Below are 20865 nucleotides of genomic sequence, written 5' to 3'. Positions count from 1 at the left end.
CGATGTTTCAGCTTGCCCACCTATTCGATTTGACAGGACGCCATGCCCTGGTGACCGGCGGTAATTCCGGTATCGGGCTGGCGATTGCTCAGGCGCTCGGGCTTGCAGGGGCGTCCGTCGTATTGGTGGCCAGGCGACCTCAAGAACTTCAAGCTGCCGCTGCCGGGCTTCGGGAGCAGGGCATCTGCGTCAATACAATCGATGCGGACCTCTCCAAGCCGGACGGGCCGAATCACGTATTCACCGTTGCCACGGAGCGAGGATATCAGGTCGACATCGTCGTCAGCGCGGCTGGCATCAATCTTCGCCAGCCGTTCCAGGAGGTTACGGTAGAGGGCTTCGACCAGCACATGGCGATTCACCTACGAGCGCCGTTCCGATTGACGCAGCTTTTTGCACCTGGGATGGCGGAACGCCGGTGGGGACGCATCATCAACCTTGCGTCTCTGCAGTCTGTCCGCGCGTTCGCCAACTCAGCGCCCTATGGAGCAGCAAAGGGGGGCGTTGCGCAATTGACGCGAGCAACAGCCGAGGCCTGGTCGCAGCAGGGAATTACCTGCAATGCCATTGCTCCGGGTTTCTTTCCAACTCCGCTGACGGCCCCAGTGTTCGGTGATCCTGAACGAGCGGCGCGCAATGCGGCTCAAACAGCTATCGGACGCAATGGCGAATTGACCGATCTGTTTGGTGCGGCCGTATTCCTAGCCTCCAACGCATCAGCCTACATCACGGGGCAAATTCTATATGTAGACGGTGGCTACACCGCGAAGTGAGAAACTATGAAAGCTCTCGTCTATACCGGCCCGAACAGCATCGAATTGCGGGACGAGCCAGATCCGGCGCCTCAAGCGGGCGAAGTTTTGGTTCGTGTTGAGGCCGTCGGTATCTGCGGCTCGGACATGCATGCCTATCACGGCTATGACAGCCGCCGCCCGGCTCCTTTGATCTTGGGCCATGAGGCGGCAGGCGAGATTTTGAGCGGCCGAAAGGCCGGTATGCGGGTGACGATCAACCCACTCGTCACCTGCGGTCATTGTGAGTTCTGCGAGAGTGGAGTTGAGAATCTGTGCCTGTCGCGCCAGATCCTCTCGATGCCGCCCCGAGCTGGCGCCTTTGCGGAGATCGTGCGCGTGCCAGAACGCAACTTGGTCGAGGTGCCTCCCAATCTGGAAATCACGAAGGCTGCTCTCGCGGAGCCTATCGCAGTTTCGTATCACAGTGTCATCAAAGGCGCTCGGCTTTTGCCTCGCCCACTATCCGCCTCACGATGCGCTGTTCTTGGAGGTGGAGCCATCGGCCTCACAGCGGCTCTTGTGCTTGCAATGAATGGAGCCGCCGAGATATTCGTGGGGGAGCCGAGTGCAGCTCGCCGCCAGACTGTTGCGCGAGCAGGAAACTTTCAATGCTATGCCCCAGGTGAAACCGGCGAGCCTGATGAATCATCGGTCGATCTTGTGATCGATGCCGTAGGAGCCGCGGCGACACGCGTGGCCGCCAGCCGAATGATCAAGCCTGGTGGTGTTACCGTGCATGTCGGCCTGCTTCCAGGTTTGGATGGTTTCGATCTTCGAAAGATAACTCTTCAAGAGATCATCGTGACGGGATCGTACTGCTATACGATGGCCGACTTCCGGGAGACGGTAAGCGCCCTAGCTGGCGGTCGCCTTGGCGCGCTTGACTGGTTTGAGGAGCGTCCGCTGGCTGGAGGCAGCTCGGCATTTGCTGATTTGGATAGGGGAGCCGTGTCACAAGCCAAGATCGTGCTGCGGCCATAGCCGCAGCCTCCGTGGCAGACAAAGCAGCCTAGTCTGAAGAGGAGCATGTTCAATGGGTATCAAAGCCGCTGTTTTGCGCGAGGCAGGCCTGCCTCGACCCTATGCTCAATCCCGGCCTTTGGACATTGTGGAGGTTGGCCTTGCTCCTCCAGGACTTGGTGAGGTGAGGGTTCGCATCAAGGCGGCTGGACTATGCCACTCCGATCTATCCGTGATCAATGGCGACCGGTTTCGACCCACTCCGATTGTTCTCGGTCATGAGGCCGCTGGTGTTGTCGAAGAGGCCGGGATCGATGTTGCTGATCTCGTGCCTGGAGATCATGTCGTTCTGGTATTCGTGCCGAGTTGCGGGTGCTGCGTGCCCTGCGCTTCGGGACGTCCAGCCCTCTGCGAACCTGCTGCAAAGGCCAACAACAGCGGTACGCTGTTGCGCGGCGATCGGCGTTTGTCGATCAAATGCGAGCCGGTCAACCATCATATTGGTGTCTCAGCCTTCGCCGAGCAGGTTGTCGTGTCCAGGGAGTCTTGCGTGAAGATCGATTCCGCGATTCCGTTTGCCCATGCGGCCTTGTTCGGCTGTGCAGTGCTGACTGGCGTTGGCGCCGTTGTCAACACAGCGAAAGTTCCTGCCGGCAGCTCGGTGGCCGTTGCGGGATTAGGCGGTGTGGGCCTCTGCTCCGTTCTGGGTGCTGTTGCCTCAGGCGCACGCCAGGTGATCGCGGTTGATCTTTCAGATCAGAAGCTTGCGCTGGCACGAGAACTCGGAGCAACCCACACAGTCAATGCTGCGAGCCAAACGGCAATCGAGGAAATTAAGGAGCTGTCTGGGGGGGGCGCCGAGTTCTTTTTCGAAATGGCAGGAGCGGTCCCGGCGCTCGAGCTGGCTTACGCGGCCACTGCACGAGGTGGAACGACAGTCACCGCTGGCTTGCCTCATCCTGACCGACGTTTGTCGATCCCAGCCATCAGCTTGGTTGCCGAGGAGCGGACGCTTAAAGGATCGTATATCGGCACATGCGTGCCTCGGCGTGATGTCCCCAACTTCATCACTCTTTTTCGCAATGGCAGGCTACCTGTTGATCGATTGCTCACGCATACGCTGAGTCTTGAACAGATCAACATGGGCTTTGATCGACTTCACGATGGCACTGCGATTAGACAGATAATAACATTTGACTAGTTTTTCTTCAGCAACTGCTAGGGCGGAATGAGAGACAACCATGCAGCCAGCTTTAACCGCTGACTGCATGGCGTGTTCTGGGTTCAGATCTTTCCGTCGTAAGCACGTCGACTGATGACCGCGCCAATGACTGTGAACTGGTCGGTGCGCGTTAGCGCGTGCTGCAACGCTGTCTCCAGCGCATCTGTGTCTGAGACCATCTCACCGGCCCCGCCGAATGCTCGGGCTATAGCTCCGAAGTCGAACTCGCCGAAGTCAACGGCAGCACTCGGAAGCTGTCGCGAACGCTGCTTCATTTCGATCAGGGTCAGCGAAGCGTCAACAAAGGCGATAACGATCAAAGGTACTTTCAACTCTGCGAGAGTGGAGAGCTCCCCTAATGATCTTCACGGGATGCCGGGGTGCCGTCTGGGATGTGGTGGACTTTTGAGAGGGTGGCGTAGTCTCCGGGTGTTGAAGCCCACAAAACGGGATTCGGGCGTTGGAGCGCCAGGGTCCCATTGGAGACCACGCCATGACGGACCCTATCAGCAAGTCACATTCTGCGCATCTGACCGGCCAACCTGACGCCCGACTTTTCGACAACTGGATCGACCCGATCGAGACCGGCGTGCGCGAGCGGGTGCGCGATTGGATCGAAGGCCTCATCCAGGCCGAACTGGAGGCCGCTCTCGGCCGACCCCGCTATGGTCGGTCGCCTGCTGGCGAGCCGTCCGTCGGCACGCGCGGCTACCGCAACGGCTGCCGGTCGCACACGCTCACCGGCACCTTCGGGCCGACCGAGATTTCCGTGCCGCGGGCGCGCCTGCAGGGCGAGGATGGCCGCACGAGCGAGTGGAGGAGTGTAGCCCTTCGGGCCTATCAGCGCCGCACCAAGGCCGCCGATGCCCTGATTGCCTCGGCGTCTCTGGCCGGCACCAACACCCGGCGGGTGCGCCGGGCGCTAGCCTCTTTGTTCGGCGGCGCGGTGGGCAAGGACACGGTCAGCCGGGTCTGGCGCCAGGTGCAGACCGACTGGCAGGCCTGGAACCAGCGCTCGCTCGCCGACGAGCCGATCGTCCGGCTGATCCTTGACGGCACGGTGGTGCGGGTCCGGCTCGACAAGAAGGCGACGTCGATTTCGCTCCTGGTGGTGATCGGCATCCGTGAGGACGGGCAGGAGGTGCTGCTGGCGGTCAGGACCATGGGCGGCGAGACCACGGCCGCTTGGCGTGCGGTCCTCGACGACCTCGTCGCGCGCCAGCTGCGCCGGCCAGCCTTTGTCATCGTGGATGGCGTGCCGGGCCTGGAGCAGGCGCTCGCGGCCGTGTGGGAGGGTGTGCCCCTGCAGCGCTGCACGGTGCATAAGCACCGCAACCTGCTCGCCCATGCGCCCAAGCGCCTTTATGACGAGATCACGGCGGACTACACCGACATGATCTATGCCGCCACGGCCGAGGAGATTGAGGAGCGCCGCCAGGCCTTTCTCCGCAAATGGCGGCTGCGGCATCGGGCGGTGGCGGACAGCCTGGAGGAGGCGGGCGAGGCGCTGTTTGCTTTCACGAAGCTGCCGCCCTCGCAGTGGAAGTCGGCCCGCACCACGAACGCCATTGAACGGCTGCACGAGGAGTTCAAGCGGCGGATCAAGACCCAGACGGTGCTGCCCTCGGATGCCACCGCCGCCATGCTGTTCTGGGCTCTGCTCGCATCCGGTCAGATCACCATGCGCAAGGTCGATGGTTGGAAGACACTCACACAAGCATCAGCCGCAAAGGAGACGATTGACCTCGCCGCCTGACCCAATACGATGTTCATGCTGGAGATCGCGCCACCCGAATTTCAACACAGCTCGCGACGGCACCACAGAAGCGGGGGTGATCCTGCTCATCCACGATGCAGATCGTGGTCTCCTTTTGTGGCACATCCGGGCCGGCGTAGTGGGTCATTGTCTGCTCCTGCTCTGTGGGCCAATCAGACTGTCGTCTGATCGGCGTCTCCGCCAGAGCTCTCGTGCCACCACCGATTATCCAATGTCCACACACGTCCACACACGTCCACACCGCCTAGCGCTGGGTGAGGGCGCATAGCAGTTTCAGTTGAGATCATAATCTAAGCACAAGGTGTTCCTTTTAGAACAACGGTTTCCTTCCAGATTCCGCGGACGGGGTATAAGCTTCTAGACACTGGTGAAAATTCATGTACCTGCACCTCAATTGGCAACTCTGAGTTGCTTGAGTCAGTCGGCTCATTGGCTCGATATGAGGGTAACGATGTGTGAACTGGCATGATCAGCAGGTCTTTGGATTCACACGGTTGGCTCTCTATATTGTTACTCCGTCTGATGTATTGTGCTGGGCGACGTGAGGTCCCACCGTTGGGCTTCTGTGCGTCCACTCGATTCGCGTGCGCAGTTCGCATTTGGATAAAGTTGCGCCACTTGTTGCTGCCTGATCCACGAGGATAAGGGGTTTACAGTGAAGGGACCTTTGCCGTTGTTCCCCGAGCGCCACGTAGCAATTACAGTACCGGTGCGCCGGACGGTGATTGGCCTAGATGTCCTGCGCTTCATCGCTGCGTTACTTGTGGTCTGCTTCCATTACTTCTTCCTCTCATGGATCGAACCGGCCGGCTGGGGTGGCGTTCGGGATGCGGTTGGGGCTGAGGTAACCTACTCCGAAGCCATCGCATTCACATGGTGGGGCTGGGTGGGCGCCGAGCTCTTCTTTGTGATCTCAGGCTTTGTGATCACCATGTCTGCGGTTGGAAAGTCCGCCACCGACTTCGCAATCGAGCGAGCGGCCCGACTTCTTCCGGCGCTATTGGTTTTCTCGACGCTGTCGCTCATCGTGGTGCTGGGGGAGGGATTGCTTACACCCGGCGAGGCGTTCTACCGCTGGGCAAGGGCGCTGGTGCTGCTCCCCAGCGGTCCCTGGATCGACGGCGTGATCTGGACCTTGACCGTGGAACTGGTGTTCTATTCCGTCATCTTTGCCGTTCTTGCCACCAACCAGATCACGAGGTTATTTCTGTTCACCCGCATCGTAGCCCAGGTCCTCGCGCTGTTCTGGACCCTGGTGGCGGTCAACACCTTCTTTTTCGACCTCGGGTTGCTTGGGACCGCTGTAGAATACATTCTCCACAGATACATGTTCGGTCCGATGCTTGTTACGACCGGGTCATTTTTTCTGCTTGGGATGTTTGCTTACGAGGTGTTCACCCGCGGCCTCACCGTGGAGCGCTCGGCTTATCTCGCCCTCACGGGCCTGTGTTCATTCGGAGCTATCGTGGCAAAGGCAAGTCGCTCAGTGGCCGTCACAGAGCTGCAGCAGAATATGCTCGTTCCCGCTCTCATCTGGCTTCTCTGCTGCGCTGCGTGTGCCCTGTCGCTGGCCTACGAGAAGCGCAATATCGCTTCCGAGCGCGTGCGCCAGAGGGCGCGTGCTTTAGGCCTGGTCACATACCCGCTCTATCTCGTTCATAATATCGCCGGTGCATGGGTTCTCGGGCGCTTATATGAGGCTGGCCTTGACCGCTGGGGCGCCGCTGTAGCCGCAACCGGCGTCTGCGTTGCCGTCAGCTACTGGTTTGCGACCCGCCTCGAGCGCCACATGCACAAATGGGTCAGCAGATCACTGAAAAGCTTCTCAAACCGTATCGTCCACACCAGTCTCGCATCTGACGTGCATTCCCGGTGATCCTACTAGTGAGGCGTCAACAGTAGCCAGACTTTCGAGACGACTGCATGCATGATCGCGCCTAATTATCTTCACGGAAGGCTTGTAACAGAGAGACCTGCGTGCCGAAAGAAGCGGGCGATCATCTCAGGTCGGCGTTTCAGGCGGGCGAACTCGCGGCGCGCCAGACGGTGGAGATCGGCGACTGATCCAGGCAGCGCATTCTCCATGGCTCGTTTGACGAACGCATTGCACTGCTCCTCCGGATTGAGCTCGAGTGCATAGGCCGGCAGGTAGGCCACGGCAAAGTCCTGCGGTTGGGTCGCGATGAAAGCGCTGGTGAGCTTTGACCGGTGTGCGTTGAGCCGGTCCCAGACCACCAGCAGCGGCGTGCCGATCTGTCTCCGGGAGCAGCGCAGAGCCGAGATCACGGTCTCACTTGAGATGCTGGGTACGCATCCGAGCTGGGCCGCCTTTTGGAAGTGAGGCATTTGGAAGAGCACTGGCTATACCGACGTCAATATGGACGGTGTAGTAGCCATGGACATTATCAGGGATCGTGAGCCGGTCAGCCGCTTGGACGTGGTCGACACTGGTCGTCGCCGCCGGTTCAGCGATGAAGCGAAGCTGGCGATTGTTGCGGAGAGCTACCGTGAGCCAAAGCAGGTGTCGGCCACGGCGCGCCGGCACGGGATCACCCGCTTCCAATTGAACAGCTGGCGCAAGGCGCAAAGAGAAGGACGGCTTGGCGCTGGTTCATGGGAGGGGTTTGTGCCCGCCCTGGTCGTTCCGGACGCTCGCGCGTCCTTGGAGCCTTCGCTGACTGCGCCGGTGCCGCATCCCCCACGCGGCCTCGGTCGGATGGAGGTCGTCACGGCGAATGGGCGGCGTGTGATCGTCGACCGGGATGTCGACGTCGATGCGCTGCTGCGGATCATCCAGGGTCTTGAGGCGCTGCGATGATCCCCATCCCAACCGGCGTTCGGGTATGGCTGGCGACGGGCTATACCGACATGAGACGGGGCTTTCCATCGTTGGCCCTGCAGGTGCAGGAAGTCTTGAAGCATGATCCTCTCAGCGGTCATGTGTTTTGCTTCCGGGGCCGTCGCGGCGATCTGATCAAAGTGATTTGGCACGATTCCCAGGCGGCATGCCTGTTCACGAAGCGCCTCGAGCGCGGCCGGTTCATCTGGCCGTCAGCGGCCGATGGCGTCGTGACGATCTCGCCGGCGCAACTGTCTTATTTGCTGTCCGGAATCGACTGGCGTGCCCCTCAGGAAACCTGGCGTCCGACACGGGTTGGCTAGCACCTTTCGATTGAAAAGACAGGGCAATTCTGATCGAATGGCGTCATGCCTTCGAAGCCTGACGATCTTCCGGAAGACCTTGCGAGCGCCTATCTGGCGCTGCTGTCCGAGCGTGAGGTGTTGCAGGCTGAACGGGATGTCGTTGTCGCCGAGAGGGACAGGGCTGTGGCGCAAGCCGCCAAGGCGCGGGCCCTGTTGTCCGACAGCGAGGCCCTGATCGCCCGTCTGGAACTGGCGATCGAAAAGCTGAAGCGCGAACTGCGCGGCCAGCGCTCCGAGCGCGCGGCGCGACTGATCGACCAGCTGGAATTGCAGCTCGAAGAACTGGTGATAGCGGCGACCGAGGATGAGGTTGCGGCGCAGGCCGCCGCCAAGAGCTCATACGGGCGCCCGTTTATGCGCCGGCGGCCGGTCCGAAAGCCCTGGCCGGAGGATATCGAGCGCGAACGCGTGGTGATCGCTCCCCCGGCGACCTGTGCCTGCTGCGGTGGCTCGCGCCTGTCGAAACTGGGCGAGGACATCACCGAGACGCTGGAGGAGATCCCGCGTCGGTTCAAAGTGATCGAGACGGTGCGGGAGAAGTTCAGCTGCCGGGATTGCGAGGCGATCAGCCAGCCGCCGGCGCCGTTCCATGCCACGCCGCGCGGCTTCATCGGTCCTCATCTGCTAGCGACGATCCTCTTCGACAAGTTCGGCATGCACAGTCCGCTCAATCGCCAGAGCGCCCGGTTCACATGCGAGGGCATCGCGCTTTCGACCTCGACGCTGGCCGATCAGGTCGGGTTTGGAACCTGCGCGCTCATGCCGGTCTTCGATCTGATCGAGAAGCATGTCTTTGCGGCCGAGCGCCTTCACGGCGACGGTACGACCATTCCCATCCGGGCCAAAAGCAAGTGCACGACCGGGCGCATCTGGAGCTACGTGCGGGATGACCAGCCCTTCGGGGGCGGCACGGCTTCGGCAGCGGTCTACTACGCTTCGAGCGACCGTCGCGGCGAACATCCGCAGAAACACCTGGTCGGGTATGGCGGCATTCTGCAGAGTGATTGTTACAATGGCTTCGAGCCGATCAGTGTTGCCGAACAGAAAGCGGTGCCCATTACCTTTGCCTTCTGCCACGCGCATGCGCGGCGGAAATTCTTTGAACTGGCCGATATCGAGAAAAGGGCTCGGGATCGCAAAAGAAGCGGTAAGCCGATCTCCCCGATCGCGTTGGAAGCTGTCAAGCGGTTCGACGCGCTGTTTGACATCGAGCGTCAGATCAACGGCTTGAGCGCCACAGAACGAGTGGCTGTGCGGCGGGAGAAAAGCAAGCTGCTGTTCGACGACATGTACGAATGGCTGAAGCGGGAGCGTGCCACGCTCACCCGATCGTCCGAGGTGATCGGGGCCATTGACTACATGCTGCAGCGCTGGGATGGCTTTGCCCGCTTCCTGGAGGATGGCCGGGTCTGTCTCACGAAGAATGCCGCCGAACGGGCCTTGAGAGGGATCGCCCTGGGGCGCCGCAACTGGACCTTCGCCGGTTCCCAGCGTGGAGCCGATCGGGCCGCCGTCATGCTCACCCTCATCACGACCTGTCGTCTCAACGACGTCGATCCAAAAGCCTGGCTCGCCGACGTGCTGGCCCGTATCGCCGATCTTCCTGTCGTCCGCCTGCACGAATTGCTTCCCTGGGAGTGGAGAAGCCGACGGCTGGCCCTGTTGCCTGCATCTCAACTCGCCGCCTGACAGAAAAAAGGGATCGACGAATGGGATATCGCAACTCAACTCTGTACACGCTGAAATACGTGGCTGACATGCTCGGTGAAGATGAGGACTTCCTGCACGAGTGCTCCATCGAGATGTTCCCGGAAGATGGCTGCCTCAGTGCCTACGACACCTTTCCAGCCTCCGAATTGACCGAGCATATTGTCCTCTTCACCGAAGATGGCATCGACAACCTCAAATACATCATCGAGGCTCGCAGGGACGCCGCATCTCAAAAGCCGCACCAAGATTAGCCAAGATCCCGTTTACGCGCGAGGCTTTATCCCGCGTCCCTCCTCGGATGCGTACGATGCTGGTGCGGAAGTGGCGGGCATACAGCCGCCCGTCAGGCGTGATTGCCACGATGCTCGACACCTCTCGCCGCTTGCTCACCCGCTGGAGGAGCACCGGGGTTATTCCGCGCCGCGCCCAGGTTGTGCCCGGCCGGGCACGGAAGCTGTGGCCGGTCTCATCCCAGAGGAGAAGCGTGCGATGCTCCCGCTGCGCCTTTTTTTCTAGGATGGCAAAGCGAACTGGCAGGCCTGCTGTTCGAGAGCCGCCAGGTAGGCGGCGGGATCGTGCCGAAAGCGGGTGCGCAGGGTTCGCGCGCGGCGACCTCTCTCCAGACGCTGACGCAAGTTCCTCCAGTGCTCCCGGTTCGCGGCGCCCAGGTCTCGTGCCGTCGGAGCCTGCACGCGCGTCGCGGTCGCGGCGATCAGCCGGACCGAGCGGCGCAGTACCGCACCGGGGGCCGCTGTCTTGCGCCCGGTCGCACGCCGCTCGTGATAGCGCTGTGAGCCGAAGAGCTGTTCGAGATCGTTGTTGGTGCGCGGCAGGTCCGGCACCGCATAGGCGTGGAACAGGCCGGGCCAATAGCTGCGCGTCACCTTCTGGAAATGAGCGAAGGCCCCGGCCAGCGTCCCGGCAGCCCGTGGCGCGGTGCGAGCCGGTGCTATGCGGCTTGCCGCTGCAAAGATAGTAGAAGTTCCGCCCATTGGTGGCCCGTGCCGTGCAGGCGAGACCGCAGCACCCGCAGCTGACCAGGGCGCGCAAGAGATACTGGTGGGCGGTGTTGTTGCGCCGCGCGAAGGAGCGGTTGGTCGCCAGCTTGGCCTGCACCTCGTCAAAGTGCGCTTGGCTCACCACGGCAGGCACCTGTCCGACCAGAATCCAGGTATCAGCCGGCTGCGGCACGGCGGGGCCATGAGTTCGGCCGATCGGGTGGGTGGCCGAGCGACGGTGGGTGGCAGCGCGATACCGCGTGCGTTGCACATAGACCTGCTCCGTATAGGTGGTGTTGCGCAGAATGCCTCGGATCGTTGGGCTTGACCAGCGCGGTGTGCCCGACCGGGTGGGCACGCCGTGGGCATCAAGATGCATGGCAAGCTGTATGAGAGAAGTGCCCGGCTCGGGATAAAGGGCAAACAGCTCGGCCCGACGGCCGCCTCCGCCGGATCGGTGGTGACGCCGCGTGGGTCGCGTGGTCGGTCGGGGCTCATGCGATAGCCATAGGGCGCATAGGTCCAGGGCAGCAGCTGGCCGGCGCGCAGCTTGGCGAGCCGGCCGCGGCGCATGCGTTCGGCAATCAGCGTGCGCTCGTACTCGGCAACCGCGCCGCGGATCTGCAGCAGCAGCTGATCATGCGGATCGTCGCTCATGGGGCGGTCGAGGAACTCGGAGGCACATCCGGCCTGCGCCCACTCCTCGAGCAGAACCATCTGGTGCACATAGTTGCGGGCGAGGCGGTCGGGAGCGGTGACGAGTACGCGGTCAATCTCGCGACCCTTCACGGCATTGCGCAAGCGGTCCAACCCCGGGCGGACGAGGGTCGCGCCGCTGTAGCCATCGTCGCGGAACACGTGGGCCGGGTCGAGGCTCCAGCCCTCGGCGGCATGAGCGTGGACATGAGCGGAAAGCCGTCCGAGTTGCTGCTCAATGGTCTGGTGGTCGACCTGGTGGCTGGTCGAGGCGCGGCCGTAAATCGCTACTCGCATGGGAGACCTCCGGCAGGATTGGGGACCCCGGTGCCAGGGTTGGGTCCGAGGAGGTCATCGCCCACTGCAGAAGGAGCTGATACGCCCGGTCCCAGCGCTGCTGGCCGGTGGGCGTCGTCACGCTGGTGCGCCGAACCTGCCAGGCGCGTCGCCGGTGACCTTGCATGCTGTCCTCCCTGGTGAGTGACCTCATCAGGGAGGTGGGGCGCCACAGCCCGCCGGAGCCGATGGCTCGCTCGTGGCCAGCTGAGCTGAAGCTGCCTCATGCGCGTCAGGCAGAACGTGTCATTTGTGATTAGACCATTGAGCGGACAATCGCCTGGTTGACCACCAGTCGACGGCTCGCCAAGGACCACGAACGCTTGGTCAAAACCGGCGAGATGCTGCTCTATCTCGCCATGAGCCGCATCCTGCTGCGTCGCCTCACCCGAAAGGAAAGATAATTGCTCACCAGCCTCTCATGCCACAATAAGAAAATCATTGGCTGAGAGGCTTACTACACTGCTCAAAGTTGAGATCAGCGTCGGAGCAGTGCCGCCCGTGCCATCTACGTCCCATAATAAAGCGTGATCGTCGGTATCAAATAGGAACTGTCCATGGGAGTTGGTGGCGACTGGATTTGCTCCCTGCACGAGACTCACGGTCGATCCCTGTGCCAGTCCACCGCCGAAGCCTGATGCTGAGAAGGACAGGACGTCTGAACTGGTGGTACTCACCAAGCTTGAGACAAAGTCCGTAATTGTGTCGCTACTTTCAGCCAGAGCCCCATAGACGAACGTGTCAGCTCCCATACCTCCGGTCAGCCTGTCGGCCCCACCCGCGCCTTCGATGCGGTCTGCCCCGCCACGACCGTCAAGGACATTAGCGTGACTATTGCCCCGTAGGCTGTCGCCGAGCTCCGATCCTTGAATGTCAACAATTCCAGAGATTGCTGTCCGTTGCCCTCCGAAGGTACCATTCTCTGTAGATATGTTGGCTTGAAGTGCATTGAACCAGGCGGCGGCATACTTTGCGAAACCGGCATGGGTCAGATGAACACCATCTGTGAGATCAGCCGTAGTTAAGTTGGGGACAGGCACGAAAGTCGCGTTGATTCCGTTCGCTTGCGCTTGCTGGACGATCCCAGGCAGTCGACTGTTCAGCAAATTGGCAATTTCGTCTGAATTGGAGAGAGAAGTAGATGCACGCAATGGATCGATGGGAGGAATTGGAGCAAGCAGAATTTCGACATTAGGTTGTGCCGCTGCGATCCTCTGCATGATTGTAAGCAGTTCACCTGGAACGGTGTCAGCCGCATTGCTTTCCCGCAGAGCGTCATTCGTCCCCAGCATCAGGAGTACGACATTGGGACGATAGGTACTCGCGATGTTGGTTGCTAATCCGACGACCTCGGTTGCGGTTATGCCTGAAATTCCGTGATGGTCGCGGTCGGGCAGAGCGTTTGGACCACTAACGCGGGATCCAACGTAATCGAACCATAGTCTGCTATCGCTTGCAAGATTCCACAAGTCGAGACGGTAGCCCTCCCATTGGTCTCTCGGTATGCTGCTATCCCAGCCATTGGTGTTCGAGGCGCCGAGTGGAAGGACTCGAGCGGCATCGGTCCAGAAGCCGCCTCCAAGATCGACAACTTTTGCTCGATCCGTCTGGTTGGCAAAGCTAAGGAGCGTATGAGGATCGGGAGCTCCGCCCACCAGTTTGATGTTGTCGAGCATGGCGCCGTGGCCGTCGGTGCTCTGGGCCTGCAGCTCCCGGAAGGTCAGCCGGTCCAGCCCGCCCGTGCCGGTCACCGTAAAGCTGGAGGTAGCCCAACTGCTGCCCGGCGGCACAGTGGCCACCAGAGTGCCGTTCCACAGCACCTCGATCGAGGTGGTGGCAGAGCTGTAGCCGGGGCGGCTGCGGGCGTCGAAGGACAGGGTGTAGGCCTGGCCAGCCTGCGTCTGGACGTCCTGGTAGAAGCCGTCATAGGCCTTGCCATAGTCGAGCTCGACGAAGTTGACCCCGTCCGTGGCCTGTACGCGGTTGATCGCATTCCAGATCTCAATGGTGCCGCCGGGGATCGCCGTCCAGCCGGCCACCGTCTGGAAACCGGCATAGGTGCCCGGGCTCACGGGCGAGGCCTCGAACGAGCCGTTGACCAGAAGATTGCTGCTGCCTGCTTCAGGGTTGATGGTCAGCGTGAAGGTGTCAGACGCGCTCGTGCTACCATCGCTGGCTACTACCTGCACGGACAGTGAGCCCACATCAGCCTGGCTGGGCGTGCCCGTAAAGGTGCGCGTGGCCGCGCTGAAGCTGAGCCAACTTGGCAGGGCTGCGCCCCCGGCCAGCCCGGCCGTATAGGTGAGCGCATCCCCGTCCGGATCCGTGAAGGCCGTCGCCGGCACCGTGAAGTTGAAAGGCTGGTCCTTTGTGGCGCTCTGGTCCGCAAGCGCTGAAGCCAGCACCGGCGCATCCGGAACAGGTGTCACGTTGACCGCCACGGCACCCTCGTCCGTGAGTGCGCCGTCGGAGACCCTGTAGACGAAGCTCACAACGCCGTTGAAGTTGGGATCGGGCGCGACCTTGAGGGTGCCGTCAGGATTGAGGGTGACGAGGGCCGGGCCGACGTCAACGGAGCTGCCGGCCGCAACAGCACGACCGGCAATCTGGGTGATCGTGAGCGTCGTGTTCGGATCGGCATCCGTGTCGTTGGCGCGCACCGCCAGGTTGACTACCGTGTCTTCGGCGGTTGTGGCACTGTCGTCACCAGCGACCGGCGGCTGGTTGGGTGTACCGCCGCCTGTGGCGCCCACCAGTTTGATGTTGTCGAGCATGGCGCCGTGGCCGTCGGTGCTCTGGGCCTGCAGCTCCCGGAAGGTCAGCCGGTCCAGCCCGCCCGTGCCGGTCACCGTAAAGCTGGAGGTAGCCCAACTGCTGCCCGGCGGCACAGTGGCCACCAGAGTGCCGTTCCACAGCACCTCGATCGAGGTGGTGGCAGAGCTGTAGCCGGGGCGGCTGCGGGCGTCGAAGGACAGGGTGTAGGCCTGGCCAGCCTGCGTCTGGACGTCCTGGTAGAAGCCGTCATAGGCCTTGCCATAGTCGAGCTCGACGAAGTTGACCCCGTCCGTGGCCTGTACGCGGTTGATCGCATTCCAGATCTCAATGGTGCCGCCGGGGATCGCCGTCCAGCCGGCCACCGTCTGGAAACCGGCATAGGTGCCCGGGCTCACGGGCGAGGCCTCGAACGAGCCGTTGACCAGAAGATTGCTGCTATCTGTCATGCCGTGATCCTCAGTTTTTGCAAAGCTAAAAAGTGCTTTGGAGCCGTCGGCTGGACCTTACTTGTCAGCGACAGTCGAGGGCGCGTGCAAAATAGAGCTAACCCAGATTAACGCGCATATAGGCTGGGGCAAAGGAGCTCTTGGTTTCTTAGAGGAGTTACCTATTCTGCGATTGGCTGATCGCCGGTTGCGAATGGATGCGTATGAAGGCCTGCAGAGGACGCTTTAAACTGGGTCAGACGCGCTGGAGCGAAACCGGCGTTGGCGAGCAACGTGATCGGCGAAGTCGCCCAACGCCAACCTGCATGAACGGCCCAGCGGATAATTTTACATTGCAACTGTAGTGTTAGAGGCTGGTGAGCAATTATCTTTCCTTTCGCGTCAGACGACGCAGCAGGATGCGGCTCATGGCGAGATAAAGCAGCATCTCGCCGGTCTCGATCAGGCGTTCGTAGTCCTTGGCGAGCCGCCGGTTGGTGGTCAACCAGGCGATCGTTCGTTCAACAACCCACCTTCGCGCGAGCACCTGAAAGCCACTCGGGCGCGTTGGCGGCTCTGATCCAACCTTCATCCAGACGCCGCCGCTCCATCAGTGTTGCGGGATCGACAACTGCCAGCCCAGCGCTCTGCGCAGCCAGTCCTTCAGCCCACGATAAGCGGTGTCGGCCCACATCAGCTCAATAGCCGGGAAGAGATGCTGCAGACCCTCCAACAGGAGTTCGGCTCCGGCGCGATCGTGGATGTCGGCGGGATGCACGCTGTTCTTCAGCAGATTGCCTTGCGTATCAACGAGAAGATGGCGCTTGCGGCCCTTGATCTTCTTGCCACCGTCGTATCCCCTTGGCCCGCCCATCTCGGTGGTCTTGACCGATTGACTGTCGATGATCGCCGCACTCGGTTGAGGAGACCGGCCGAGCGCACGGCGGTAGCTCTCCCGCAGAACCTGGTTCACGTGCTCCCAGGTGCCATCCTCGCGCCACTGAGCGTAGTGGTAGAAGACGGTGCACCGCGGAGGATACTCGTGCGGCAGCAGGCGCCACTGGGCGCCGGTGCGCAGCAGATAGAAGATCGCATCGACGATGCGGCGCAACGGATAGGTCTGTCGTTGCCCGGCCGGATGGCTGCGGGGGATCAGCGGCTCAAGCCGTGCCCATTCGGCATCAGTGAGATCGCTGGCATAGACGCAAGCATCCATGGCTGCCCTCCAAGCTATCGCAGCAGCCCGCTTCTTCATCGGCAGTCCAGCCAAACCTATTTTGAATCAGTGACTTACATCGCGCAATAAAATTGCTCACCAGCCTCTTAGACCGCCTCAGGCAGGCAGGGCCTGATCGCCGGCGCGCATCGAACAATGGAGTGCGAGGCCGTTCGGCACTGATTCCGCCAAATCGATGCGCATCTTGTCGGACGCCAGCTTGTCAGCCATGAAGGCTGACGGCCCACGGTCGCTTAACTCTCAAGGTTTTGCGCAAGGCGGTATGCCGCGCGGGATGTCGACGATCGGACGGTATAAAGCTGACCATCTGTCATACCTATGGATTCTAAGAAACAGATTTTTCCAGCATCTGCCGCACTTTATGCAGGCCCAGGGAACCTGCAATGACCATGTATGGATCCCTAATCCCAAGGAACTTCATCTCGATCTCTGAATCACCGCGCCGAATAGTGCGATCGCGGTGGATTGTTCGTTCCTGACATTATGTTTGGACATGATCGCGGTTGAATTGCGGTGGTGGTTGCGGAACCTAAGCTACCAGCGCATACAGGGCCAGATGATCTTGAAAACAGAAGCAACGGCGCCTTAACGAGGGCGAAAGGTTGGCTCATCACGGCCGGCTCAAGGTATACTGTCAAGAGCAACGCAAGGGGCTGTGAATCGTGCAAGACGAATATGGATTACCGAACTGTTGTTCTTCTGCTAACTGCGCTCTCATCTAAGAATGTATTCGACAGCGAGAGCCCTCTTGCAGCGGGGTGATCTCTATCGATAGGAGGCGGTCATAGACGTCCTAGTCATCGGTGCAGGAGTTGTCGGGCTTGCCGTGGCGCGCGCACTCGGCCATCGCGGCCACAACGTCATCGTGGCCGAGGCGACTGGCAACATCGGCAATGGGGTCTCCTCGCGCAATAGCGAGGTGATCCATGCGGGGATGTATTACCTGTCCGGCTCCCTGCGCGCCCGCCACTGCGTCCACGGTCGGCGCATGCTCTACGCCTTCTGCGAGAGCCATAGAGTGCCCTATGCCAAATGTGGCAAGCTGATTGTGGCCACCAATGATCTCGAACAGGCCAAGATCGAGGGGATCTATGAGCAGGGGCTCGCCAACGGTGTGGAGGGACTCTCCTTCCTGACAGGCGAGGAGGCGAGGGCGCTTGAGCCGAACCTCGCCTGCACCGGCGCGGTCCTGTCGCAGGAGACCGGCATTGTCGACAGCCATGCGCTGATGCTGGCCCTCCAGGGCGACCTCGAAGCCGCCGGCGGGGTCATCGCCTTCCACACTCCCGTGGAGCGCATTGCGCAGAATGGAATGGGATGGTCCGTGCAGGTCGGCGGAACTGAGCCGACCAAGGTGGTGGTCGATGCGGTGGTCAACGTCGCGGGCCTCGGTGCCCAGGCAGTTGCCCGTGGGACGGAGAACTATCCAACCGAGCGCGTGCCACCGCTCGTACTGGCCAAGGGCAATTACTTCGGCTGCCTCGGCAAGCCAGCCTTCTCGCGTCTGATCTATCCGGCTCCGGTTGATGGCGGACTGGGAACTCATGTTACGCTCGATCTGTCCGGGCGCATGCGCTTCGGGCCTGACGTGGAATGGGTCGAGCGGGAGGAATACGAGGTTGACCCAGCCCGAGCCGAAAGCTTCTACGCTTCCATTCGGCGCTACTGGCCCGGCCTACCTGTTGGAGCGCTCGTTCCCGATTACTGCGGCATTCGGCCGAAGCTCACCGGACCGGGTGAGAAGGCTGCCGACTTCATGATCGACGGCCCAGCGGAGCATGGACTTCCCAGCCTAATCCATCTCTTCGGCATTGAGAGCCCCGGCTTGACCTCCAGCCTGTCGATTGCCGAGGATGTGGCAGAAAGATTATTGCAGCAGGTGAAGGGTGAAAGCAGATGCTTCCATGGCCAAATTCTTCTGAATAAGGTCGATTAGCGCGCCACCATCGTCCGTCGCCGACGTCGGAGGGTGCAGTTAGAATTGTCTCAGATGGCTCGGCACCACGTGATGCAGTCTGTCTGGCGCTCCGCCAGCGTGAGGGTAGCCTCTGAAAGTGGCGTCACCCGTTCGCTGGAGTTGCTCATTCGATCACAACCGTCACCTGCTGACCCCGCCGGACAAACGACTCGTACCGGTACCGTACACCGTGCTTGGCAATGAATTCCGCAAACGCCTTTTTCTCGTGCTCGCGCCAGCCGGGATAGTTGAAGTACTCATCAAAGACGATGACACATTCAGGCTGAATCCTATCGGCCAGAGTGTCAAAGATGAACTTCGTCGAAGAATAAAGGTCGCAATCGACATGCAAGAAGGAAACGGGACCGGTGTGACGCTCGAGAAATGACGGCAATGTTTCGGAAAACCAACCCTTGATGAGATGGACGTGAGCTGGGACTGTCGGCAAAGGTCCAGCAAACTTGCCTTTGGGGTGGTCTCCGCGCCAGTCTTCCGGGAGGCCCTCGAACGAATCAAAACCATAGACTGCGTCGTCATGGAGTGAACTGATGTGATTGATGCTTCGGCCCGTCGCGACGCCAAACTCAAGGAACAGCCCATTGGGCTTGGCCAAGGTTATTGCATGGGAGAGCCCTTCGAGATCCGTCCGAAATGTCTTGGCGGTAAGCATGTGGCGCTCGTAGTATTCGGCGCTTTCAAAGGCCGCTTTGAGGTTGGCAGCCTCGACCACATCAAAGGTATCAAACCATCTTTGTACGGATCCTCCCTGCAGAATGATCTTTCGGGCTCGGAGGGCAATCCGGTCGAATGGGCTTAGCAACAGGTTTTTCATGAATTCGAATCTCCGTAAGAGTTTGTTGCTAGCCCCAAGCTCAAACGATGCCGGCGGTGAACAACAATGTGAAGAATCGTTCACTTTGCCGTAAGTGACGGGCTGTGCCTATTCGAACTTCGGATGCGGCCCGTTGCAATGTCCAATCATGTTGATTCTCCAATTTGTCTGTGAAAGCCAAACAAATTCCATAGATAAGCACCCGCAGCCGGTACAGGCGATGACTGCGAGCGAGGACAACGAGCTTTAATGCCAATTTGAGATGATTGAGCAGCATCCAACATTTGTCTCGGCGACTGCCGTGCCTCAGGGTTGTCCAAAAGTGGTTCCGAACATGGTACCTGAACATCTCAATTCGCTTTACATCCGTTTCCGTCAGCAGGGACAATTGCTTCATCTGGGCCCGCTTGTGCAAGACTTTGCTCTTTCCAACCACGAATGCGTCGAACCCACAGCGCCTGATGCGCAGTGTATACTCAAAATCATCCCCCCAGATGAAAAAGCGCCGATTGGGAAGAAGGCAGCGCGTAACAGCCTCGCGGCTGATCAACACCGACACGAATGTTGCCTGCCTGATTTTGACAAGCCCCTTGTCGAGATGGATATCCCACGACGGATAGGAACCGCTGGGCATGCTAGTATCCACAACCGGAGTGTTCATGGGCGTCATGCCATCCGACGCTCTGACGGTGCTGCAGAGGAAGCCGATATTCGGCATTCCGCAATGGACCTCCAATGCAGCGAGGGCGTCCGCAGCGGGTTCGACATCATCGTCCATTAGCCAAATCCAGTCAGCACCTTGCTCGTAGGCATGTCGGATGCCCCAATAGAATCCCCCAGCCCCACCTTCGTTCTCGTGCAGTCGAATGTAGTCGACGTCAGAAGCGTCTAAGATCCCATTTTGCAGAAGGAGGTCCCGCGTTTCATCGCTACTGGCGTTATCCAGGATGATAATGCTGTCAAGGCGACGCTCTTGCGCCCGTAAGGCAGTTAGGCATTCCAGGAGAAGTTCTTTTCGGTTGTACGTTACTACAACGGCTGCGATTCGAGGTTTCATAGGATGCCTCCAAGCGTGGCGCGAAATCCAGGCCGCGAGGGAACTGAAACTCGCCTAAAGCAATGCCTGCCGACTCCAATCATCGCGATGCGCATGATAATGAGAGGTTCGAGCATACTCACGCCAAGCAAGCTTCGTTGCTTGGCGTGTTTCGCGCTCCCGCTTGGACGTGCATACTGCCTAATCAAGCCATTATGTCAAACGGCTGCCGGATTGGACGCAGGGTTCTGATCAGCGGGAACTGTCTTGCTACCATATAGGGCCAACCTATTGGCAGATTCCCTGATCTACGGCGGCGAGATGCGAACTCGACGCTGGCCATGGCACATCATGATGCCACTCACTAGCCGCTGCTTAGGCTTCGACATAAGGAAGCACACCGAGAAGGTGTTCAGACGGCACGACGCCTGATAGAGCAGGATGCTGTGTTGTTGAAGCCGCCTCATTTCACAAGCAGACTGCATGTTGTGCCACTTGGTCTATTGGACAAACGGATTGATCTTGGCAAAAAGGAAGTACCTTCGGCAGCTGGTTTTTGCTGGAGCACGACTATTTGATCATCTTCAAGTTGCCGGTGAGCATCAGCAGCAACAAGGATTGCCCTGTCACCGGTACGAAATCAGCGAAGTCAGTCTCCACCAGTTCCAAGTCATTCAAACTGTAACGCGTCCCTCATTCGGGACTACAGGTTTGCCTGCTTGTGACCTGAACCGCTAGTCAAGAACAGTCCGAATCTCTGGGCTCAGAATACCGACTTCCTATCTGCGTTTCCGGGATAATCACACGTTCAGCGACGCCGCAGCACAGTTTCTGCCTCTAACGTGGAGATCTGGGCAGTCGGCTGATAGTTAAACCCGCCTTGGCGCCCGAATGACTCAATGCCAA

General features: G+C 60.2%; 15 protein-coding genes and 5 pseudogenes. 10 read left to right on the top strand and 10 right to left on the bottom strand.

Translation table 11 applies throughout. The features are described 5' to 3' along the window. The first annotated feature begins 2 nt into the window (after window positions 1-2). The 3 genes from JQC81_RS21815 to JQC81_RS21805 are packed head-to-tail and all read left to right on the top strand — an operon-like array spanning window position 3 to window position 2955. Window positions 3-773, top strand: a complete 771-nt coding sequence (locus tag JQC81_RS21815) for an SDR family NAD(P)-dependent oxidoreductase (protein ID WP_203273878.1) — start codon at window positions 3-5, stop codon at window positions 771-773. Between the two features lie 6 nt (window positions 774-779). Further along, complete coding sequence (locus tag JQC81_RS21810) at window positions 780-1775, top strand: zinc-dependent alcohol dehydrogenase (RefSeq protein ID WP_203273877.1); 996 nt, start codon at window positions 780-782, stop codon at window positions 1773-1775. Window positions 1776-1827: 52 nt separating this feature from the next. Further along, the gene (locus JQC81_RS21805) at window positions 1828-2955 is read left to right on the top strand and encodes a zinc-dependent alcohol dehydrogenase family protein (RefSeq protein ID WP_203273876.1); all 1128 of its coding nucleotides are present in this window, start codon (window positions 1828-1830) and stop codon (window positions 2953-2955) included. An 83-nt stretch (window positions 2956-3038) separates the two neighbouring features. Here JQC81_RS21805 and JQC81_RS21800 read toward each other — a convergent pair. Further along, window positions 3039-3323, bottom strand: a pseudogene (locus JQC81_RS21800) (thiamine pyrophosphate-dependent enzyme); the annotation flags it as partial. 146 nt (window positions 3324-3469) lie between these two features. Between JQC81_RS21800 and JQC81_RS21795 the strand changes: the two are divergent. Beyond that, window positions 3470-4732: an IS256 family transposase gene (locus JQC81_RS21795; RefSeq protein WP_246520576.1), complete on the top strand. Its 1263-nt coding sequence runs from the start codon at window positions 3470-3472 to the stop codon at window positions 4730-4732. 13 nt (window positions 4733-4745) lie between these two features. Here the strand turns inward: JQC81_RS21795 and JQC81_RS33955 are convergent, their stop codons facing one another. Beyond that, window positions 4746-4880: a hypothetical protein gene (locus JQC81_RS33955; RefSeq protein ID WP_281400364.1), complete on the bottom strand. Its 135-nt coding sequence runs from the start codon at window positions 4878-4880 to the stop codon at window positions 4746-4748. Between the two features lie 528 nt (window positions 4881-5408). On the opposite strand from JQC81_RS33955, the gene JQC81_RS21790 reads away from it, so the two are divergent. Then, window positions 5409-6629, top strand: a complete 1221-nt coding sequence (locus tag JQC81_RS21790; RefSeq protein ID WP_203273874.1) for an acyltransferase family protein — start codon at window positions 5409-5411, stop codon at window positions 6627-6629. Between the two features lie 71 nt (window positions 6630-6700). On the opposite strand, the gene JQC81_RS21785 is transcribed toward JQC81_RS21790, so the two are convergent. Next, window positions 6701-7099 (bottom strand): transposase, encoded by a 399-nt coding sequence (locus JQC81_RS21785; RefSeq protein WP_203273873.1) that lies wholly within the window; start codon window positions 7097-7099, stop codon window positions 6701-6703. Window positions 7100-7148: 49 nt separating this feature from the next. Here JQC81_RS21785 and tnpA point away from each other — a divergent pair, with 49 nt between their 5' ends. From tnpA to JQC81_RS21765, 4 genes are read left to right on the top strand one after another with little or no spacing between them, the layout of a single operon-like run. Beyond that, the gene (gene tnpA, locus JQC81_RS21780; protein WP_203273904.1) at window positions 7149-7571 is read left to right on the top strand and encodes an IS66-like element accessory protein TnpA; all 423 of its coding nucleotides are present in this window, start codon (window positions 7149-7151) and stop codon (window positions 7569-7571) included. After that, window positions 7568-7915: an IS66 family insertion sequence element accessory protein TnpB gene (gene tnpB, locus JQC81_RS21775; RefSeq protein ID WP_203273872.1), complete on the top strand. Its 348-nt coding sequence runs from the start codon at window positions 7568-7570 to the stop codon at window positions 7913-7915. Before tnpA ends, tnpB begins: the two co-directional genes overlap by 4 nt. Window positions 7916-7960: 45 nt before the next feature. Further along, window positions 7961-9646 (top strand): IS66 family transposase, encoded by a 1686-nt coding sequence (gene tnpC / locus JQC81_RS21770; protein WP_203273871.1) that lies wholly within the window; start codon window positions 7961-7963, stop codon window positions 9644-9646. Between the two features lie 20 nt (window positions 9647-9666). Next, window positions 9667-9918 (top strand): hypothetical protein, encoded by a 252-nt coding sequence (locus JQC81_RS21765; RefSeq protein ID WP_201861189.1) that lies wholly within the window; start codon window positions 9667-9669, stop codon window positions 9916-9918. Window positions 9919-10179: 261 nt separating this feature from the next. On the opposite strand, the pseudogene JQC81_RS21760 reads toward JQC81_RS21765, so the two are convergent. From JQC81_RS21760 to JQC81_RS21730, 5 genes and pseudogenes are all read right to left on the bottom strand, one after another. Continuing rightward, a pseudogene (locus tag JQC81_RS21760) lies at window positions 10180-10620 on the bottom strand (ISNCY family transposase); the annotation flags it as partial. 199 nt (window positions 10621-10819) lie between these two features. Next, window positions 10820-11044, bottom strand: a pseudogene (locus JQC81_RS34440) (recombinase family protein); the annotation flags it as partial. Between the two features lie 167 nt (window positions 11045-11211). Beyond that, window positions 11212-11658: pseudogene (locus tag JQC81_RS34435) on the bottom strand (recombinase family protein); the annotation flags it as partial. A gap of 458 nt (window positions 11659-12116) precedes the next feature. After that, window positions 12117-14918: a putative Ig domain-containing protein gene (locus tag JQC81_RS33345; protein WP_246520574.1), complete on the bottom strand. Its 2802-nt coding sequence runs from the start codon at window positions 14916-14918 to the stop codon at window positions 12117-12119. A 364-nt stretch (window positions 14919-15282) separates the two neighbouring features. Next, a pseudogene (locus JQC81_RS21730) lies at window positions 15283-16113 on the bottom strand (IS5 family transposase). An 805-nt stretch (window positions 16114-16918) separates the two neighbouring features. Between JQC81_RS21730 and JQC81_RS21725 the strand changes: the two are divergent. Further along, on the top strand, window positions 16919-18070 hold the full coding sequence (locus JQC81_RS21725) for an NAD(P)/FAD-dependent oxidoreductase (RefSeq protein ID WP_203273901.1): 1152 nt from the start codon (window positions 16919-16921) through the stop codon (window positions 18068-18070). Between the two features lie 145 nt (window positions 18071-18215). Here JQC81_RS21725 and JQC81_RS21720 read toward each other — a convergent pair whose 3' ends face one another. Further along, the gene (locus tag JQC81_RS21720) at window positions 18216-18923 is read right to left on the bottom strand and encodes a class I SAM-dependent methyltransferase (RefSeq protein WP_203273867.1); all 708 of its coding nucleotides are present in this window, start codon (window positions 18921-18923) and stop codon (window positions 18216-18218) included. Window positions 18924-18963: 40 nt separating this feature from the next. Further along, complete coding sequence (locus JQC81_RS21715; protein ID WP_203273865.1) at window positions 18964-19980, bottom strand: glycosyltransferase family 2 protein; 1017 nt, start codon at window positions 19978-19980, stop codon at window positions 18964-18966. Between the last annotated feature and the right edge of the window lie 885 nt (window positions 19981-20865).

The organism is Microvirga arabica (assembly GCF_016811235.1).
GTDB lineage: Bacteria > Pseudomonadota > Alphaproteobacteria > Rhizobiales > Beijerinckiaceae > Microvirga > Microvirga arabica.
This window is presented reverse-complemented; position numbering and strand designations above follow the sequence as displayed.

Bases quoted from the DNA above. Each gene is read 5' to 3' on its own strand.
- JQC81_RS21815 (WP_203273878.1), top strand. From the start codon at position 3: ATGTTTCAGCTTGCCCACCTATTCGATTTGACAGGACGCCATGCCCTG.
- JQC81_RS21810 (WP_203273877.1), top strand. From the start codon at position 780: ATGAAAGCTCTCGTCTATACCGGCCCGAACAGCATCGAATTGCGGGAC.
- JQC81_RS21805 (WP_203273876.1), top strand. From the start codon at position 1,828: ATGGGTATCAAAGCCGCTGTTTTGCGCGAGGCAGGCCTGCCTCGACCC.
- JQC81_RS21795 (WP_246520576.1), top strand. From the start codon at position 3,470: ATGACGGACCCTATCAGCAAGTCACATTCTGCGCATCTGACCGGCCAA.
- JQC81_RS33955 (WP_281400364.1), bottom strand. From the start codon at position 4,880: ATGACCCACTACGCCGGCCCGGATGTGCCACAAAAGGAGACCACGATC.
- JQC81_RS21785 (WP_203273873.1), bottom strand. From the start codon at position 7,099: ATGCCTCACTTCCAAAAGGCGGCCCAGCTCGGATGCGTACCCAGCATC.
- tnpA (WP_203273904.1), top strand. From the start codon at position 7,149: ATGGACATTATCAGGGATCGTGAGCCGGTCAGCCGCTTGGACGTGGTC.
- tnpB (WP_203273872.1), top strand. From the start codon at position 7,568: ATGATCCCCATCCCAACCGGCGTTCGGGTATGGCTGGCGACGGGCTAT.
- tnpC (WP_203273871.1), top strand. From the start codon at position 7,961: ATGCCTTCGAAGCCTGACGATCTTCCGGAAGACCTTGCGAGCGCCTAT.
- JQC81_RS21765 (WP_201861189.1), top strand. From the start codon at position 9,667: ATGGGATATCGCAACTCAACTCTGTACACGCTGAAATACGTGGCTGAC.
- JQC81_RS33345 (WP_246520574.1), bottom strand. From the start codon at position 14,918: ATGACAGATAGCAGCAATCTTCTGGTCAACGGCTCGTTCGAGGCCTCG.
- JQC81_RS21720 (WP_203273867.1), bottom strand. From the start codon at position 18,923: ATGAAAAACCTGTTGCTAAGCCCATTCGACCGGATTGCCCTCCGAGCC.
- JQC81_RS21715 (WP_203273865.1), bottom strand. From the start codon at position 19,980: ATGAAACCTCGAATCGCAGCCGTTGTAGTAACGTACAACCGAAAAGAA.